Source organism: Enterococcus sp. AZ109, from assembly GCF_051714625.1.
GTDB lineage: Bacteria > Bacillota > Bacilli > Lactobacillales > Enterococcaceae > Enterococcus_A.
The window spans coordinates 2,330,001-2,346,178 of sequence record NZ_JBIOSF010000001.1 but is presented as its reverse complement, the minus strand read 5'-3'; the positions used below and the strand labels follow the sequence as shown (position 1 = coordinate 2,346,178).

13 protein-coding genes, 11 tRNA genes, 1 riboswitch and 1 other annotated feature (1 of these 26 only partly in view) are annotated in these 16,178 nt (G+C 43.4%); of the genes, 5 read left to right on the top strand and 19 right to left on the bottom strand.

The genetic code is table 11. From position 1 onward, the window contains the following. Window positions 1-195 precede the first annotated feature (195 nt). Window positions 196-1,698: a UDP-N-acetylmuramoyl-L-alanyl-D-glutamate--L-lysine ligase gene (locus tag IGI42_RS11330; RefSeq protein ID WP_438715939.1), complete on the top strand. Its 1,503-nt coding sequence runs from the start codon at window positions 196-198 to the stop codon at window positions 1,696-1,698. Window positions 1,699-1,749: 51 nt separating this feature from the next. Here the strand turns inward: IGI42_RS11330 and IGI42_RS11325 are convergent, their stop codons facing one another. The 4 genes from IGI42_RS11325 to IGI42_RS11310 are packed head-to-tail and all read right to left on the bottom strand — an operon-like array spanning window position 1,750 to window position 4,968. Further along, window positions 1,750-2,409, bottom strand: coding sequence for a DUF6796 family protein (locus tag IGI42_RS11325; protein WP_438715938.1), 660 nt, complete (start codon window positions 2,407-2,409; stop codon window positions 1,750-1,752). 54 nt (window positions 2,410-2,463) lie between these two features. Next, a complete protein-coding gene (locus tag IGI42_RS11320) occupies window positions 2,464-3,405 on the bottom strand; it encodes a metal ABC transporter substrate-binding lipoprotein (protein WP_438715937.1) in 942 nt (313 codons plus the stop codon). Further along, window positions 3,402-4,244 (bottom strand): metal ABC transporter permease subunit, encoded by an 843-nt coding sequence (locus IGI42_RS11315; RefSeq protein ID WP_438715936.1) that lies wholly within the window; start codon window positions 4,242-4,244, stop codon window positions 3,402-3,404. Before IGI42_RS11315 ends, IGI42_RS11320 begins: the two co-directional genes overlap by 4 nt. Next, window positions 4,234-4,968, bottom strand: coding sequence for a metal ABC transporter ATP-binding protein (locus IGI42_RS11310; RefSeq protein ID WP_438715935.1), 735 nt, complete (start codon window positions 4,966-4,968; stop codon window positions 4,234-4,236). The genes IGI42_RS11315 and IGI42_RS11310 overlap by 11 nt, the downstream gene beginning before the upstream one ends. A gap of 221 nt (window positions 4,969-5,189) precedes the next feature. Between IGI42_RS11310 and IGI42_RS11305 the strand changes: the two genes are divergently transcribed. Next, window positions 5,190-6,290, top strand: a complete 1,101-nt coding sequence (locus tag IGI42_RS11305) for a glycerol dehydrogenase (RefSeq protein ID WP_438715934.1) — start codon at window positions 5,190-5,192, stop codon at window positions 6,288-6,290. 85 nt (window positions 6,291-6,375) lie between these two features. On the opposite strand, the gene leuS is transcribed toward IGI42_RS11305, so the two are convergent. After that, window positions 6,376-8,889 (bottom strand): leucine--tRNA ligase, encoded by a 2,514-nt coding sequence (leuS, locus tag IGI42_RS11300; protein WP_438715933.1) that lies wholly within the window; start codon window positions 8,887-8,889, stop codon window positions 6,376-6,378. A gap of 53 nt (window positions 8,890-8,942) precedes the next feature. After that, window positions 8,943-9,134 (bottom strand) — a binding site (T-box leader). 133 nt (window positions 9,135-9,267) lie between these two features. Here leuS and IGI42_RS11295 point away from each other — a divergent pair. From IGI42_RS11295 to IGI42_RS11285, 3 genes are read left to right on the top strand one after another with little or no spacing between them, the layout of a single operon-like run. Further along, on the top strand, window positions 9,268-9,924 hold the full coding sequence (locus IGI42_RS11295) for a phosphatase PAP2 family protein (protein ID WP_438715932.1): 657 nt from the start codon (window positions 9,268-9,270) through the stop codon (window positions 9,922-9,924). 2 nt (window positions 9,925-9,926) lie between these two features. Next, window positions 9,927-10,904: a TIGR01212 family radical SAM protein gene (locus IGI42_RS11290; protein ID WP_438715931.1), complete on the top strand. Its 978-nt coding sequence runs from the start codon at window positions 9,927-9,929 to the stop codon at window positions 10,902-10,904. Then, a complete protein-coding gene (locus tag IGI42_RS11285) occupies window positions 10,879-11,451 on the top strand; it encodes a class I SAM-dependent methyltransferase (protein WP_438715930.1) in 573 nt (190 codons plus the stop codon). The genes IGI42_RS11290 and IGI42_RS11285 overlap by 26 nt, the downstream gene beginning before the upstream one ends. Window positions 11,452-11,455: 4 nt before the next feature. Here IGI42_RS11285 and IGI42_RS11280 read toward each other — a convergent pair whose 3' ends face one another. The 14 genes from IGI42_RS11280 to IGI42_RS11215 form a co-directional block, all read right to left on the bottom strand. Then, a complete protein-coding gene (locus IGI42_RS11280) occupies window positions 11,456-12,241 on the bottom strand; it encodes an alpha/beta hydrolase (protein WP_438715929.1) in 786 nt (261 codons plus the stop codon). A 56-nt stretch (window positions 12,242-12,297) separates the two neighbouring features. After that, complete coding sequence (locus tag IGI42_RS11275) at window positions 12,298-13,770, bottom strand: MDR family MFS transporter (RefSeq protein ID WP_438715928.1); 1,473 nt, start codon at window positions 13,768-13,770, stop codon at window positions 12,298-12,300. Window positions 13,771-13,873: 103 nt separating this feature from the next. Next, on the bottom strand, window positions 13,874-15,064 hold the full coding sequence (gene metK, locus IGI42_RS11270; protein WP_438715927.1) for a methionine adenosyltransferase: 1,191 nt from the start codon (window positions 15,062-15,064) through the stop codon (window positions 13,874-13,876). After that, window positions 15,062-15,144, bottom strand: a riboswitch (SMK box riboswitch). It overlaps the preceding gene by 3 nt. A gap of 127 nt (window positions 15,145-15,271) precedes the next feature. After that, window positions 15,272-15,343, bottom strand: a tRNA-Glu gene (locus IGI42_RS11265). An 11-nt stretch (window positions 15,344-15,354) separates the two neighbouring features. After that, window positions 15,355-15,442: transfer RNA gene (locus IGI42_RS11260), tRNA-Ser, on the bottom strand. 25 nt (window positions 15,443-15,467) lie between these two features. Then, window positions 15,468-15,541 (bottom strand) — tRNA-Ile (locus tag IGI42_RS11255). A 14-nt stretch (window positions 15,542-15,555) separates the two neighbouring features. Then, window positions 15,556-15,626 (bottom strand) — tRNA-Gly (locus tag IGI42_RS11250). Window positions 15,627-15,633: 7 nt separating this feature from the next. Next, window positions 15,634-15,706: transfer RNA gene (locus tag IGI42_RS11245), tRNA-Phe, on the bottom strand. Window positions 15,707-15,710: 4 nt separating this feature from the next. Next, window positions 15,711-15,783, bottom strand: a tRNA-Asp gene (locus IGI42_RS11240). Between the two features lie 21 nt (window positions 15,784-15,804). Further along, a tRNA-Met gene (locus IGI42_RS11235) sits at window positions 15,805-15,878 on the bottom strand. 12 nt (window positions 15,879-15,890) lie between these two features. Next, a tRNA-Ser gene (locus IGI42_RS11230) sits at window positions 15,891-15,980 on the bottom strand. Window positions 15,981-15,991: 11 nt separating this feature from the next. Continuing rightward, window positions 15,992-16,063: transfer RNA gene (locus IGI42_RS11225), tRNA-Glu, on the bottom strand. A 23-nt stretch (window positions 16,064-16,086) separates the two neighbouring features. Next, window positions 16,087-16,160: transfer RNA gene (locus IGI42_RS11220), tRNA-Ile, on the bottom strand. 14 nt (window positions 16,161-16,174) lie between these two features. Continuing rightward, window positions 16,175-16,178: transfer RNA gene (locus tag IGI42_RS11215), tRNA-Gly, on the bottom strand (it continues 67 nt past the right edge of the window).

Sequence of the window (16,178 nt, the reverse complement as noted above, 5' to 3'; positions counted from 1 at the left end):
TTGATACTAACACTCTGTAAAAGTGACTGTCCACAACTTTCGGCTTAAACTAATTATAATAAGAAGAAAATATTGGGTCAACCAGCAAAAGTGAACAATCCACCCGTTTTCTCACAAAAAGCTTTCGAGAATTTTCTGCTTTTAAGAGTTGCTGTGCTATAATAGCCTAGACTAAATGGTAACGGAGGTCACTGTATGACACTGACACTAACGCAAATACAACACATCTTGGAAAAAGAAAACTTATTACGAGAGTTTGTCACACCAGCTAAATGGTGTTTAACTGCTCCTTTCGAAAAAACGTTCCAACAGCTATCTTACGATTCTCGCAACGCAGACGATCATACGTTGTTTTTCTGCAAAGGCAACAACTTTAAAGAAGAATACCTAAAGCAAGCATTGAGTCAAGGGTTATCCGTTTATATTGCTGAACAGCCTTTTGAAGTGGCTGCGGACTTAGCAATTATTGTTCATGATATTCGTAAGGCTTTAGCTGTTTTAAGTATGGCTTTTTATGATTATCCTCAAGAAAAACTAACAGTTATCGGAATTACTGGCACGAAAGGCAAAACAACTACCGCTTATTTTGCTAAAAAAATCTTGGATCAAGCAAACGGTGAGAAAACTGCTCTGTTTTCTACCCTAAGCACAACTCTAGATGGTGTGACCTTTTTCAAGTCCCAATTAACCACACCTGAATCTCTGGAGCTATATCAAATGATGCAACAAGCAGTAACTAACGGCATGACTCACTTAGTGATGGAGGTTTCATCCCAAGCTTACAAAGTAGCTCGAGTATATGGTTTAACCTTTGACGTAGGAATATTCTTAAATATTTCGCCGGATCATATTGGGCCAATCGAACACCCTACCTTCGAAGATTATTTTTACTGTAAGCGCCAATTGATTAGTCACTCCAAACAGATCGTTTTGCAAAATGAAACGGATCATGTAGACTTGCTGCTGGAAATGGCGCAAAAACAAAATACGCCGGTGATCACCTATGGCGACATGGGTGCTGATTATCATGTGGAACCGCTGAAGCATCCTTTGTCCTTTGCTTTGACCAGCGAAGACGACGAACTAGGTTTAAACGACGAATACAATTTGCGCTTGGCCGGTGATTTTAACAAAGAAAATGCGGCGGCCGCTTTAATTGCTAGCCGTTTAGCCGGAGCCAATCAAGCCCATGCCAAAAAAGGACTGGCTGAAGCCTTAGTCCCAGGTCGCATGAATCTTCTGCTGAAAGAAAATGGCGCCCATATTTATGTGGATTATGCTCATAACTATTTAAGTATGAAATCCATTTTGGCCTTTGCCAAAGAAAATCATCCAGAAGGAACTATTACCGTTATTACCGGTTCTACCGGCGGCAAAGCTGAATCACGCCGTGAGGGCATCGGCCAGGCCATCGGCGAATACGCAGACACTGCGATTTTGACGATGGATGATCCAAACTTTGAAGACCCGCAAAAAATTGCCGAAGAAATTCAAGCGGCAATTCAAAACGAGCAAGTAACGGTTCGCTACATCGAAGACCGGAAACAGGCCATTCTGGAAACCATGGAAACTATCGGTCCAAACGACGCCTTGGTTCTCGCCGGCAAAGGTACCGACAAGTACATGACCTTGAATGGTGAAGACCAGCCTTACGAAGGTGACTATGTAATAGTAGAGAATTATTTAGCGCAACTATAAAAATACCCGAACTTTGGAGATCGCTTCTCTCAAAGTTCGGGTATTTTTATTTTACAGAGCACTCAAAAGTGTCATTAGTCCGATCATAGCAATCCCCACACTAGGCATAATGATCCCCGGCAAATCCGCAAAACGTTCCTTGTCCAACAAGCGAAATAACCACCCTGTCACCATCAGCATCAACGGATTCCACCAATAAAAAATCGACGCCACCGATAAATTTCCGCTCCAAATAGCCACCATGAGAATCAACGAAGTGGCAATCACCAAAAAGCAGAACATGACGACAAAGGGAATTTTTACCGCTTGGAAAATTCTGGCCACCAACAGCTCCAAAATTTTCGGATCAGCCTTGTTTTCATGCAAAGCTTGGCTCATTAAGGGAAAGCAGCAAACCAAAACATGAATGAACAAACCGCCGGCCGAACCGATCACCGCAGAAATCAAAAACAGGTCGGCTAAAGTTTGGTTGCTTTCCGCTAGCTGATGACTCATGCCTAAAAAACCTAACCCATACAAAGGAACACCGCAGGCTGCTACTATAATAGAAGCTTTAAAGCGCCAGCCGCTCATTTTCAACCAATTACTGTCAATAATACCGCCGGGTCCCGTTTTTTGATTTCCCGGCCCCTTCCAATCAAACAGCACATCCCCCACTGCACATAGGCAGCCCCCGACGATTCCACAAATTCCTAACACTGCATCATTCATTTTGTCCCTCCTTAAAAAAAAGCACCTCATCTCCAACAGACGAGGCGCTTCATGCTATTCTTGCGACAACCCTTCCGCAATATTATCCAAATTCCATTTCATCATGGCGTAATAGCTGTCGCCATCTTCGCCCTTTTCAGCTACCGAATCAGTGAAGATTTTCCCGTAAATTGGGATACCGGTGTCTTTGGAGACAGTTTGCATCGGTTTCTCGTTGACACTGCTTTCCACAAACAAGGCTGGAACATTGCTCTCCCTAAGATTTTGAACCAATTGTTTGATTTGATCGGGAGTCCCTTCTTCTTCGGTGTTGATCTCCCAAATGTATTCACTGGGAATATCGTAGGCCTTAGAAAAGTACTTGAAGCAGCCTTCACTGGTAACAATCATTTTCTTGTCCTCAGGAATCCCTGCAAATTTCTCTTTGGCTTCCGCATCCAAGGCACTTAGCTTCTCAACATACTCATTAAGATTTTTTTCGTAAAATTCCTTGTTGTCGGGATCTTTCGCTGCCAGCTGTTTTTCAATGTTTTTGGCATAAATAATCCCATTTTCCAAATTCAACCAAGCATGAGGATCTTCCTTGCCGGCTTCATTTTGCCCCTCCAGATAAATCTCCTCAACACCATCACTGGCAGCAAAGTAATCTTTATCCTTTCCCTTATTGGCATTCTCCACCAACTTCGTGAACCAGGAATTCCCGCCGGTTTCCAGATTCAGCCCATTATAAAAAATCAGATCAGCCCGGGAAGTTTTTTGGATATCCTCCGGCAGCGGTTCGTATTCGTGGGGATTTTTACCAACCGGTACAATACTGTGCAAGTTAATGCGATCCTGCCCGATGGTTTCTGTCATATCCGCTAAGATGGAGTTTGTCACCACCACATTCAATTTCCCGTTATCCTCTTCTTCAGAGGAGGATGAATTAGAGGAACAAGCGGCAAACAAAGTCAAACTCAATACCGCTAGCAAACTGCCTTTTAAAATTTTTTTCATTCGCTGACAACCTTTCTTCTAAAAAAGTTTTGTTTGGGTGAAATAAAGAAGCTGATGATAAAGAAACTGGTCGCGGTCAATACAATACATGACCCCACCGCAATATTAAACGTGTAGCCGATGAACAGGCCGAGCAAGGAGGACAACGCCCCTAGGCAAGCCGAGATCAGCATCATGGTTTTCAAACTATTGGAATACAAGTAAGCTGTTGCCGCTGGCGTAATAAGCATCGCCACAATTAAAATCGTACCGACACTTTGCATCGCAGTTACAGCTACCAGCGTCAATAAGATCATCAGCAGGTAGTGATAAAAGCTCACTTTCATGCCTAACGCTTGGGCCATCAATGGATCAAACGAGGTAATCAGCAGTTCTTTGAAGAACAATGCAATCACGGCCAGCACCAAGATCGATACCCCGATGGTTATCCACTTATCAATGTCCTGCACCGCCAAAATATTCCCAAACAAAATGTGGAATAAATCAGTAGAGCTGTTAGCAATCCCGATCAGGATGACCCCCAGTGCTAAAAAGGAACTAAAAGTAATCCCAATCGCCGTGTCGCCTTTAACCACACTATTATTCTTGACGAAGGTGATAATCACCGAAGCCAAAATCCCAAAGGTGATGGCTCCGATAAAAAAGTTGATGCCTAAAATATAGGAAATCGCCACCCCCGGCAGAACCGCGTGGGAAATCGCATCACCCATCAAGGACATTCCTCGTAAAATGATGAAGCAGCCTACCACACCGGAAACTACTCCAATGACTAAAGCGGTAATTAAGGCATTTTGCAGAAAATGAAATTCCTGCAGTCCTTGAATAAAATTAGCTAGCATGGCGAACTTCCTCCCCGATGAAGATGGTGTCGCCATAGGCCCGAATCAAATTCTTTTTACGGAAGGTTTCCTCCGTTTTGCCGACAGCGATCAGTTTTTTATTCAAGATCATGACTTGGTCAAAATAACTTTCCACTTTGCTTAAGTCATGATGGACAATCAATATCGTCTTGCCTTGATTTTTTAATTGCTGCAGGGTTTGCATGATGATTCCTTCACTAACCGAATCGATACCTACGAAAGGTTCATCCAAAAAAATGTAATCGGCTTGCTGGACTAAACAGCGGGCCACTAACACCCGTTGGAATTGCCCACCTGACAGTTCGCTGATTTGCCGATCCGCATATTCTTCCATGCCGACTTCCATCAAAGCCGCTTTGACATCTTCCCATTGCTTAGACTTCAGCCGTTTAAACAAACCCACTGCGGGATAAGTGCCTAAAGAGACACATTCCTTTACCGTAATGGGAAAAGTAAAATCAATTCCGCTTTTTTGTTCTACATAAGCAATCGAACTCAAGCGCTTGGTCGCAGCTTGACCATCGATTACCGTATTACCGTTGTGAGGCACAATATTCAGGATGGCTTTTAACAGCGTGGACTTTCCAGCACCATTAGGTCCGATAATACCGGTGATCGTCGGTCCCTCCAAAGAGAAATTGACGTCTTCCAAGGCCTTGGCTTGATTGCTGTAGCTGACATTAATATTTTCACAGGTAATCATTTCTACTCACCTCTATTAGATTGATAATTCTTCTCGTTTTTACAGTTTTAGGTTAACCTAATTTTATAGATAAGTCAACTCTAATAAATATTTTCTGCCCAACTTACTTTTACTGGAAATTTTCAACTCGTTTTTCAACATCCAAATTGAAAGCATTTTTTTTGCCGTCTCAAAGATTCTATGACAAACTATTTATATTCATTTAAATGGAGGGAAGAACGATGGAAAAAATTTTTGCAAGTCCGTCCCGCTATGTCCAAGGTAAAGGGATGCTGAAGAACGGTATGAAATACATCAAAGCCTTGGGATCAAATGTACTAATTATTACAGACGAAGATGTTTGGGAAATTGTCGGAGAAGAGTTATTTGAAACGATGAAGAATGAGGACATGAAGCCAGTCAAAGAAATTTTTGGCGGCGAAGCCTCAGAAGACGAAATTGAACGAATTGGTAAAAAAGCCGAAGATGAAGATGTTGAAGTCATTGTCGCACTAGGCGGCGGGAAAGCGATCGATACTGGAAAAGCCGTGGCAGATGATTTTAAACTACCGATTGCAGTATTGCCAACCGTGGCCTCCACCGATGCGCCGACCTCATCCTTGTCAGTAATCTATTCTGACGAAGGAAAATTCGAAGGCTACCGCTTCTACAGTAAAAATCCAGATCTAGTCATGATCGATACCGAAGTAGTTGCCAACGCCCCCACTGAATTATTAGCCGCCGGCATTGCCGATGCACTGGCTACCTTAATCGAAGCCCGCTCAGTGGCCCAAAGTCACGGGGAAACGATGGCAGGTGGTGCCCAAACAGCGGCAGCCATGGCGATTGCCGAAAAATGTGAGGAAGTCATTTTCGAAAATGCATTTAAAGCGATGGAAGCCAACCGAGCAAATGTCGTAACCGAAGCCTTTGAGCAAATTGTGGAAGCCAATACCCTATTAAGCGGCTTGGGCTTTGAAAGTGCCGGTCTGGCAGCAGCCCATGCTATCCATAACGGATTCTCTATTTTAGACGGAGACATTCATGAGCTTTCCCATGGTGAAAAAGTCGCTTACGGTACTTTAACTCAAATGATTTTGGAAAATGCGCCGCAGAAAGAATTGGATAAATACATTGATTTGTATCAAACCCTGGATCTGCCAACCACTTTAGAAGATATGCATTTAGGTGATGCTTCCGACGAAGACCTGTTGAAGATCGGCGAGCAAGCGACGATTGAAGAGGAAACGATTCATGAAATGGCTATGAAAGTTTCGGCTAAAGATGTTGCCGATGCTCTTAAGGCCGTTGATGCTTATGTAAATATGTATCATCCAAAATAGCTAAGCAAGGCTTTGCGAAGCCCGACCCCAGCAAAAAAAAGATGAAGCAACCTTTTTTAACAGGATGCTTCATCTTTTTGTTTTTTTAGTTAGCTACAATATTAACTAATTTATTCGGTACTACAATCACTTTACGGATCGTTTTCCCTTCGATGTTGCGGACAATGTTTTCATCTGCCATCGCAATTTTTTCCAGCTCTTCTTTCGCTAGATCAACCGCTACGGTTACCTTGGCACGAACCTTACCATTCACCTGCAGAATCACTTCGATTTCATTTTCCACCAAAGCTTCTTCATCATGAGTTGGCCAAGGGACATAACTGATTGTTTCATCGTGTCCTAGAATCTGCCATAACTCTTCCCCAATATGCGGTGCAAATGGTGCCAGCAGCTGAACGAAGCCTTCCATATATTCATAAGTTAGAGCATCCACTTTATAAGCTTCATTAACAAAAACCATCAATTGTGAAATTGCGGTATTGAAATGCAGGTTCTCAATATCCTCCGTCACTTTTTTAACGGTTTGATGATAAACCTTCGTTAGGCTGCCATCATTGATTTTGGTAATATGATCCCGCATTTTCCCTTGATCGTCCACAAGTAAACGCCATACACGATCCAAGAATTTGCGGCTGCCTTCTAAGCCGTTTTCGCTCCAAGGAATCGCAGCATCCAATGGTCCCATAAACATTTCGTATACCCGCAAGGTATCGGCGCCGAATTTTTGAATTACGTCATCTGGATTCACGACATTTTTCAGTGATTTACTCATTTTCGCTGGTGATTCTTCCAGTTCTTCGCCAGTTTCCACGTTGAACCAGCCACCATCGCGCTTTTCAACTAAGTTGGTAGGTACTAATGCGCCACGTTCATCACGGAAGCTTTGTCCAAGAATCATGCCTTGGTTGTATAATTTTTGGAATGGTTCCTTGGTTGGCACCACACCGATATCGTACAAGAATTTATGCCAGAAACGAGCATACAACAAGTGCAAGACCGCATGCTCTGCCCCGCCAATGTAGAGATCTACCGGCATCCAGTTTTCCAATTTTTCAAAATCAGCCAACGTTTCTTTGTTGTGTGGGTCGATAAAACGCAAGAAATACCATGAGCTGCCTGCCCATTGTGGCATGGTGTTGGTTTCCCGACGACCTTTCATCCCGGTTACAGGATCAACGACATTTACCCACTCTTCGATGTTCGCCAAAGGAGACTCACCAGTACCACTTGGTTGGATGTTGTCGGTTTTCGGCAAGATCAATGGCAATTCATAATCTGGTACTAAGCCAGTGGTGCCATCTTCCCAGTGAATCACCGGAATTGGTTCGCCCCAATAACGTTGACGAGAGAACAACCAGTCTCTTAGACGATAGCTGGTTTCCTTTTTGCCGCAGCCGTTTTCTTCCAGCCACACCACCATTTTGTCGATCGCTTCTTGTTTGTCCAAGCCATTCAAGAAGTCAGAATTGATATGTTCGCCGTCGCCAGTGTAGGCTTCTTCTTCGATATTGCCGCCAGCTAAAACCGGCACAATTTCCAGGCCAAATGTTTTCGCAAATTCGTAATCTCGTTCATCGTGGGCTGGTACCGCCATAATGGCGCCCGTTCCATAAGAAGACAACACATAGTCAGCAATCCAAATGGGAATTTCTTTGCCATTGACTGGGTTAATCGCAAAAGCACCCGTAAAGACCCCGGTTTTTTCTTTGGCAAGATCGGTCCGGTTCAATTCCGATTTTTTCGCTGCTTCTTCTTTATAAGCATCTACTGCAGCTTTTTGTGCAGCCGTGGTAATTTGGTCCACCAAAGCTAATTCCGGTGCCAATACCGCATAGGTTGCCCCAAACAACGTATCGGGACGTGTAGTGAAGACGGTGAATTCTTCCTCAGAACCCGCCACTTTAAAGGTCACATTGGCCCCAATCGAACGACCGATCCAGTTGCGCTGCATTTCTTTAATGTTTTCTGGCCAATCAACTAAATCCAGATCATCCAGCAAACGGTCCGCATAAGCGGTGATTTTCAACATCCATTGACGCATTGGCTTGCGGACCACATCATAGCCGCCCCGTTCACTTTTGCCGTCAATGACTTCTTCATTAGAAATGACCGTGCCTAATTCCGGTACCCAGTTCACTGGTACTTCTGCTTCATAAGCCAAGTCTTTTTCATACAATTGCTCAAAAATCCATTGAGTCCATTTGTAGTATTCTGGATCAGTGGTGTTGATTTCCCGATTCCAGTCATAGCTGAAGCCTAGGGAATTAATTTGACGCTTGAAGGTTTCGATATTTTTCTTGGTAAATTCCGCCGGATCATTCCCGGTATCCAGAGCATATTGCTCCGCTGGCAAACCAAAGGCATCCCAACCCATTGGGTGCAGCACGTTGAAGCCTTGCGCCCGTTTCGTGCGGGAAATAATATCAGTTGCCGTATAACCTTCCGGATGTCCTACGTGAAGCCCTTGCCCAGACGGATACGGGAACATATCTAAGGCATAAAAATTAGGACTCTCTGGATCATCATGGGTATTAAACACATTATGCTTGGCCCAATATTTTTGCCATTTCTTTTCAATCTCTTTATGACTGTAACTCACTGTCGTTCCTCCTAATATAAATTAATCAAAAAAATCCTATAGAAGACGTGCTTCTATAGGACGTTAAAAACGTGGTACCACCTATCTTTATCCGGCACAGGCCAGACCTCAAAGAGATAACGGTTCTCACCGGATCGCTGCGATCATACTCAAAGGTAAGTTCAAAGTTCGACATATACACTCCCAGCAACCGTGTACTCTCTAAAAATGCCCAAGCTCCTACTACTCCTTGTCAACGTATCAGTATTCAAGTAGTTTCATCTTAGCAGATTCCCTAGATAAATTCAATTTAATTCCTTTTTAAGAATCGGAAAAATCAATTGAGCCATTTGTCCCCCGTGGTATAATTAATGGCGTTTAGTATAGAAAGGAAATCTTATGAAAAATAAACCCTATTACCATTTAGCCGGCAGCTTCACTTTGCTGCTGTTTGCCGCACTTTGTTACATTGTGCGCTTTTATCCAACGACCTTGCAAGGCTTTGATACAGCCATCATCAACACAGTCCATCGCTTAGCACCATCAATGGACAATTTTTTCCTATGGATTACCAAATTTGCCGATCCCTTGACGATCGTCATTTTAGCTGTAGTTTTCTTAGGCCTGTTTTGGTTCAACAAAGAAAAACCCACCGCTGTCTGGCTGGCGGCCAACTTAGTGATTATCAGCGGCGTCGTCAATCAATTACTGAAATTATTCTTTCAACGGGAACGGCCAACGATATTGACACATATGGTGACCGAACACAGCTACAGTTTCCCCAGCGGTCACTCGGTTACAAGTATGATCCTATACGGAACCTTGATTTTTGCCGCTGGTGTGATTATCAGCAATAAAACGATCCAATATGTGATCCAAGTTTTATTGGGCTTGCTGATTTTCGGTATCGGCCTAAGCCGAATTTACGTGGGGGTCCATTTTCCGACAGACGTTCTCGGCGGTTTTTTGTTAGGTATCAGCTGGCTGTTGTTCACCTATCCTTACTACCGCCACCAAAAATTTGTTTATGACATGAAAATGATTGGGAGGAAATAGTGATGTTTGCGTATACTGATGACCCTACCAAACGCTATCATTCATGGAATTATGCCTTACGTCAAGAATTCGGTGGAAAAATTTTCAAAGTTCCCGTAGACGGCGGCTTTGATTGTCCGAATCGTGATGGTACGGCAGCTCATGGTGGCTGTACTTTTTGCAGTGTCTCTGGTTCTGGCGATATGATGGTGGCCCCAAATGATCCGTTGCCTCAGCAATTTCAAAAAGAAATCGACATGATGCATCTCAAATGGCCCAATGTTGACCAATACATTGTCTATTTTCAAAACTTCACTAATACCCATGCACCCGTGGAAGTGATTCGCGAACGTTTTGAGCAAGTGGTCAATTTACCGGGAGTCGTCGGACTATCTGTAGGAACAAGACCTGATTGTCTGCCCCCCGATGTCGTCGATTATCTTGCCGAACTTAACCAGCGGATGTACTTGTGGGTTGAGCTAGGTTTGCAAACCACCTACGAAGAAACCAGCAATGCTATTAATCGGGCTCATGATTACGATACTTATACCGATGCTGTTGCTCGCCTGCGGAAACACAGCATCAACGTCTGTACGCATTTAATCAACGGCCTGCCTGGCGAGTCGCTGGAGATGATGCGGGAAAACGTGCGTCGAACCATTTTAGATTCCGACATTCAAGGGATTAAGTTACACCTGCTTCATCTGATGCGCAATACCAAAATGCTAAGAGATTATGCCGAAGGTCGGCTACAGCTAATGACTCTTGAGGATTATGTCAACGTGATTTGCGATCAGCTGGAAATGATCCCGCCGGAAATTATTATCCATCGTCTAACCGGTGATGCTCCTTGGGATGCCTTAGTCGGACCCATGTGGAGTCTCAAAAAATGGGAAGTCCTGAACGCCATCGATCAGGAAATGCTGCGTCGGGATTCCTACCAAGGGAAATTTGACGTTAGACAGGAGAAGAACCATGCTGCAAACAGCCTTACATTATAGCCACACACTTTTAAAAGAAATCATCCAGCCAGGCGATCAAGTGATCGACGCCACCATGGGCAACGGCAACGACACCCTTTTCCTATCAGAATTAGTAGGTCCAAAAGGCAAAGTCTATGCCTTTGATATCCAAGAGCAGGCTTTGACCAACACCAAAGAAAAACTGGGAGACACTGCTCCTCAAGCCGACCTCTTTTTAGCCGGCCACGAAACGATTGAAACCAACGTCCCAGAAGAGCAGCCCATCAAAGCGGCCATCTTCAACTTAGGCTATTTACCTAACAGCGACAAATCAATCATCACGCTGCCGGAAACCACTAAGCAGGCCATGGACGCCATCTTAAAACGCCTGACTGTCGGCGGCCGGATGATCTTAGTCATCTACTACGGGCACGACGGCGGAGCTGCGGAAAAAAATCAAGTCCTGAATTACTGCGGGGATCTGCCGCAAAAAGACTACAGTGTCTTAACCTATCAATTCATCAACCAGAAAAATAATCCCCCCATTTTAGTGTGTGTGGAAAAGAAAAAAGGCAGCCAGGAATAATTTCCTAGTTGCCTTTAAACATCCACTCTAATACTCGTTGAATCCACTGATCCCAGAACACCCAGTTGTGCTCTCCCGGCCCTTCTTCAAAGGTCACATCCCAATCCTTTTCCGCCAGCTTAGCCGCCATGTATTGACTGGCTGGATACAAGAAATCCTCCGTACCGCAAGCCAAAAAGAATCGTGGAACCTCCGCTTTATCAGCATTCAGCTCTTCTACCATCGTAAGGGGATCGTTAGCGGAGCCTTTGATTTGATCCAACGGTCCAAAGATTCCTTCCCAATAAGCCGCCTTGCGTGTTGCCAATAAAGCATCCACATTATTCATAATTAATGCACCAGACAAAGAGGCTACTGCAGCGAACATTTCCGGCTTACGAAGACCTAATTTCAAAGCCCCGTAACCACCCATTGATAAACCAGCAGCAAAAGTCTTTTCGCGTTTTTGCGTAATTTGTGGAAACAGCTCATGAATAAGCTGCGGTAATTCTTCGGATAAGAAAGTCCAGTAGTTCATATCATAAGTTGTATCGGTATAAAATCCTAAGTCAGTTGAAGGCATTACTACCGCCATTTGATACGTCGAGACATACCGCTCAATTGAGCTGCGCCGCTCCCAAACACTATGATTGCCACCCATTCCATGCAGCAAGTATAAAATAGGGACATCCTCCGTTAATCCCTGCGTTTGTGTCCCAATTTTCTTATGTGTTGTTTGCGGTAACAGCACATTCATAGAAATTTCCATTTCTAACACATTTGAGTAGGCATTTACCTGTAAAAGAGCCATTCAGTTTCCTCCTTATTTAGCAACAATTCTCATTGAAATATAGCTAAATTCCTTTTTTACAGTGTATCACTTTCTCGCTTTTTGCCAACTAACAATGTAAAAACAAACGCCATAATAACTAAAACCAAACCCACAAAATAAACAAGGTGTAATCCATTAAACAAAATCTCCCGCAATTTTTCTCGTAAAACGGGAACAATCTGACTAGCTGTATGTGGATTGATCAACTTATTCATAATATCTGGATCATCAATTACTCCCACGCTTGGCAGCTTACGGGCAATTTGAACATTCATTACAATCCCAAAAATCGAAACCATCACCGTTTGACCAATCGTACGAGACAATGTATTAAAGGACGTAGCAACCCCCATCTCATTTTGCGGAACACTATTTTGAGCCTCCACAGTTGTAGTTGTTATAGACAAGCCATAGCCTAACCCTAAAATCCCAGAGATGATAAAGAACAACCAGAAAGGACTGTGAATTGGCAAAATCAACAATGCCCCTGCGCCAAACATAATTACCAGCAGGCCAATTGCTAAGACTTTTTTAGCGGTCATTCTGATTAGTAAACGACCTGACAAGAAAGATCCAAATATCCAAATAATTGACAAGGGTGCCATTACTAACCCGCCAATTGCAGCTGATTTTCCTAACACGCCTTGCATCCACATCGGAATGTACACATCCAGCCCCATCAAGAAACCACTTATGAGAAATGCTACACCATTCACTAGCATAAAAGCAGTATTTCTAAACAAGCTAAGATCAATCACAGGATCTTCGGCTCGCTTCTCAGCAAAAACAAATAATGCTGTAAAAAGTATTGTGAGCAACAACAAAATAACTACTTGTATAGTTACGCCATTATCACCTAGAATCTGAAACCCTAGCAGTAAGCTTACTAAAGTCAGCATCAAAGAAATACTACCAACAAAATCCATTTTCTTTGCATTTTTCTCTCGTTTTTCTTCTACTAAAAAGTATTGTATTAAAAAAATTAAGCCAATACCAATTGGAACATTTATAAAGAAAATCCAGTGCCAACCAATTGTATCAACGATAAACCCTCCAGCTAATGGACCTAACACACTGGAAATACCCCAAGCTGCATTATTCAAACCTAAGATTTTGGTCCGCTGTTCAAAATCATACATGTCAGCAATAATAGTCAAAGCTACCGGCATGATCGCACCAGCGCCTATACCTTGAATTGCCCGCGAGATTATTAAAGTCAGCATACTGTTAGAAAAACCGCATAAAGCCGACCCTAACACAAACATCAATATTCCCGCAATAAATACTGGTTTACGACCAACTTTGTCAGCCAGTTTTCCATAAATCGGTGTCATCATGGCATTGGTTAATAAATAAATTGAAAATACCCAGTTCATAATCTCCATACCATGAAGCAACCCTACAATCGTAGGCATTGCGGTCGTCACAATTGTTCCTTCGATTGCTGTCATAAACGTTGCAATAAAAATCCCAATCGTGACTATTTTCTTGTTGGTTTCCCTCTTCATTTTTACCTCCTATTGACAGAAAAAGAGACCGTCCCATTGATCAAAATGATCAATAGAAACCGCCTCTTCTCTCCATAGATTTATTTTCTACGTCTGTACGATTTTACTGTATGTTTAAACTCTGTTTCAAAGCATCGACTTTATCCGTTTGTTCCCAAGGCAACTCTATATCTGTACGGCCAAAGTGACCATAAGCTGCTGTCTGACTATAAATTGGGCGCTGCAAATCTAACATTTCAATAATACCTGCCGGACGAAGATCAAAATTCGCACGAATAGCTTCGTTTAATTTCTCTTCAGAAACTGTTCCTGTTTCGAAGGTATTAACAGAAATAGATACTGGTTGTGCTACACCAATTGCATAAGCTAATTGGACTTCCACTTTTTCAGCTAAGCCTGCTGCTACAATATTTTTAGCAATGTATCGAGCCGCATAAGAAGCCGAACGGTCCACCTTCGTTGCATCTTTTCCAGAAAATGCACCTCCGCCATGACGAGAATATCCACCATACGTATCTACAATAATTTTTCGACCGGTCAGTCCGGCATCCCCTTGAGGACCACCAATAACAAACCTACCTGTCGGATTAATGAAATAACGCGTTTTTTCATCCAATAATTGTGCTGGAATAACCTGATTGATTACTTTTTCCATAACATCTTTTCGAATGGTCTCATTGTCTATCTCATCAGCATGTTGAGTACTAATAACTACCGTATCAACTCGCAAAGGCTTGCCTTCTTCATCGTATTCAACAGTTACTTGTGACTTAGCGTCTGGACCTAAATAAGCCACCTCTTGTGATTTACGCAAATCTGCCAATCGCTTAACTAGATGGTGACTCAACGAGATAGGTAAAGGCATTAGCTCAGGAGTTTCATTAACCGCAAAACCAAACATTAACCCTTGGTCTCCTGCACCGATTTCATCCAAGCCCTTTTCTTTCCCACGAATCTCTAGAGCTTCATCAACCCCTTGGGCAATATCAGGTGATTGCTCATCAATTGCCACCAAAACGGCCACAGTATCTCCGTCAAAACCATATTTGGAATGCGTATAGCCTATCCGTTTTATAGTTTCACGAACCACCTTTTGGATATCGACATAAGCCGTAGTTGAGATTTCTCCAAATACTAAAACCAATCCAGTTGTGACAGACGTCTCGCAGGCAACACGAGCTTTTGGATCCTTTGTTAAAATGGCATCGAGAATCGCATCACTGATTTGATCAGCAACTTTATCTGGATGTCCTTCTGAAACAGATTCAGAAGTAAATAAACGACGTTCTTTCATTTTTTATTCCCCCTAATTATTATTCGGTTACAAGGCACCTCTAGAAATTTACTAGAGCCTATCGGGAACTTGCAACGAACTGATTATACCAGAAAAACGATGGATTACACCATTTTTTTGATAATTCTCTTGAAAGATACACAGATTTTAAGCCAAATACAACATTTTTACCTTGAAAACAAAAAAAAGATGCTTTTCAGCATCTGATGACCCGTACGGGAATCGAACCCGTGTTACCGCCGTGAAAGGGCGGTGTCTTAACCGCTTGACCAACGGGCCACTATAAAGAACGGAGAAGGAGGGATTTGAACCCTCGCGCCGGTTTCCCGACCTACACCCTTAGCAGGGGCGCCTCTTCAGCCACTTGAGTACTTCCCCAAAAACCAAAAATGATGATTTTTAATGGGCCTAAATGGACTCGAACCATCGACCTCACGCTTATCAGGCGTGCGCTCTAACCAGCTGAGCTATAGGCCCTTCATAAAAACTAAAGCGGGTGACGAGAATCGAACTCGCGACAACAGCTTGGAAGGCTGTGGTTTTACCACTAAACTACACCCGCAAAGCTATGGCGCGGGACAGAATCGAACTGCCGACACATGGAGCTTCAATCCATTGCTCTACCAACTGAGCTACCGAGCCAAAACGGTCCCGACGGGATTTGAACCCGCGATCTCCTGCGTGACAGGCAGGCATGTTAACCCCTACACCACGGAACCAAGTTTTTTAGTTTTTACAAATTGCGGGGGCAGGATTTGAACCTACGACCTTCGGGTTATGAGCCCGACGAGCTACCAGACTGCTCCACCCCGCGGTAATATTAAAAAGGAGGATAAGGGATTCGAACCCTTGCACGGTTTTACCCGCCTGACGGTTTTCAAGACCGTTCCCTTCAGCCGGACTTGGGTAATCCTCCAATTTGTTAAATGACCCGTACGGGAATCGAACCCGTGTTACCGCCGTGAAAGGGCGGTGTCTTAACCGCTTGACCAACGGGCCATAATACATATAAAAAAGGGATATGGGCCTAAATGGACTCGAACCATCGACCTCACGCTTATCAGGCGTGCGCTCTAACCAGCTGAGCTATAGGCCCTTCATAAAAACTAAAGCG

Excerpts from the sequence above, each read along its gene's own strand:
- IGI42_RS11330 (WP_438715939.1), top strand. The coding sequence starts at position 196 with ATGACACTGACACTAACGCAAATACAACACATCTTGGAAAAAGAAAAC.
- IGI42_RS11325 (WP_438715938.1), bottom strand. The coding sequence starts at position 2,409 with ATGAATGATGCAGTGTTAGGAATTTGTGGAATCGTCGGGGGCTGCCTA.
- IGI42_RS11320 (WP_438715937.1), bottom strand. The coding sequence starts at position 3,405 with ATGAAAAAAATTTTAAAAGGCAGTTTGCTAGCGGTATTGAGTTTGACT.
- IGI42_RS11315 (WP_438715936.1), bottom strand. The coding sequence starts at position 4,244 with ATGCTAGCTAATTTTATTCAAGGACTGCAGGAATTTCATTTTCTGCAA.
- IGI42_RS11310 (WP_438715935.1), bottom strand. The coding sequence starts at position 4,968 with ATGATTACCTGTGAAAATATTAATGTCAGCTACAGCAATCAAGCCAAG.
- IGI42_RS11305 (WP_438715934.1), top strand. The coding sequence starts at position 5,190 with ATGGAAAAAATTTTTGCAAGTCCGTCCCGCTATGTCCAAGGTAAAGGG.
- IGI42_RS11295 (WP_438715932.1), top strand. The coding sequence starts at position 9,268 with ATGAAAAATAAACCCTATTACCATTTAGCCGGCAGCTTCACTTTGCTG.
- IGI42_RS11290 (WP_438715931.1), top strand. The coding sequence starts at position 9,927 with ATGTTTGCGTATACTGATGACCCTACCAAACGCTATCATTCATGGAAT.
- IGI42_RS11285 (WP_438715930.1), top strand. The coding sequence starts at position 10,879 with ATGCTGCAAACAGCCTTACATTATAGCCACACACTTTTAAAAGAAATC.
- IGI42_RS11280 (WP_438715929.1), bottom strand. The coding sequence starts at position 12,241 with ATGGCTCTTTTACAGGTAAATGCCTACTCAAATGTGTTAGAAATGGAA.
- IGI42_RS11275 (WP_438715928.1), bottom strand. The coding sequence starts at position 13,770 with ATGAAGAGGGAAACCAACAAGAAAATAGTCACGATTGGGATTTTTATT.
- metK (WP_438715927.1), bottom strand. The coding sequence starts at position 15,064 with ATGAAAGAACGTCGTTTATTTACTTCTGAATCTGTTTCAGAAGGACAT.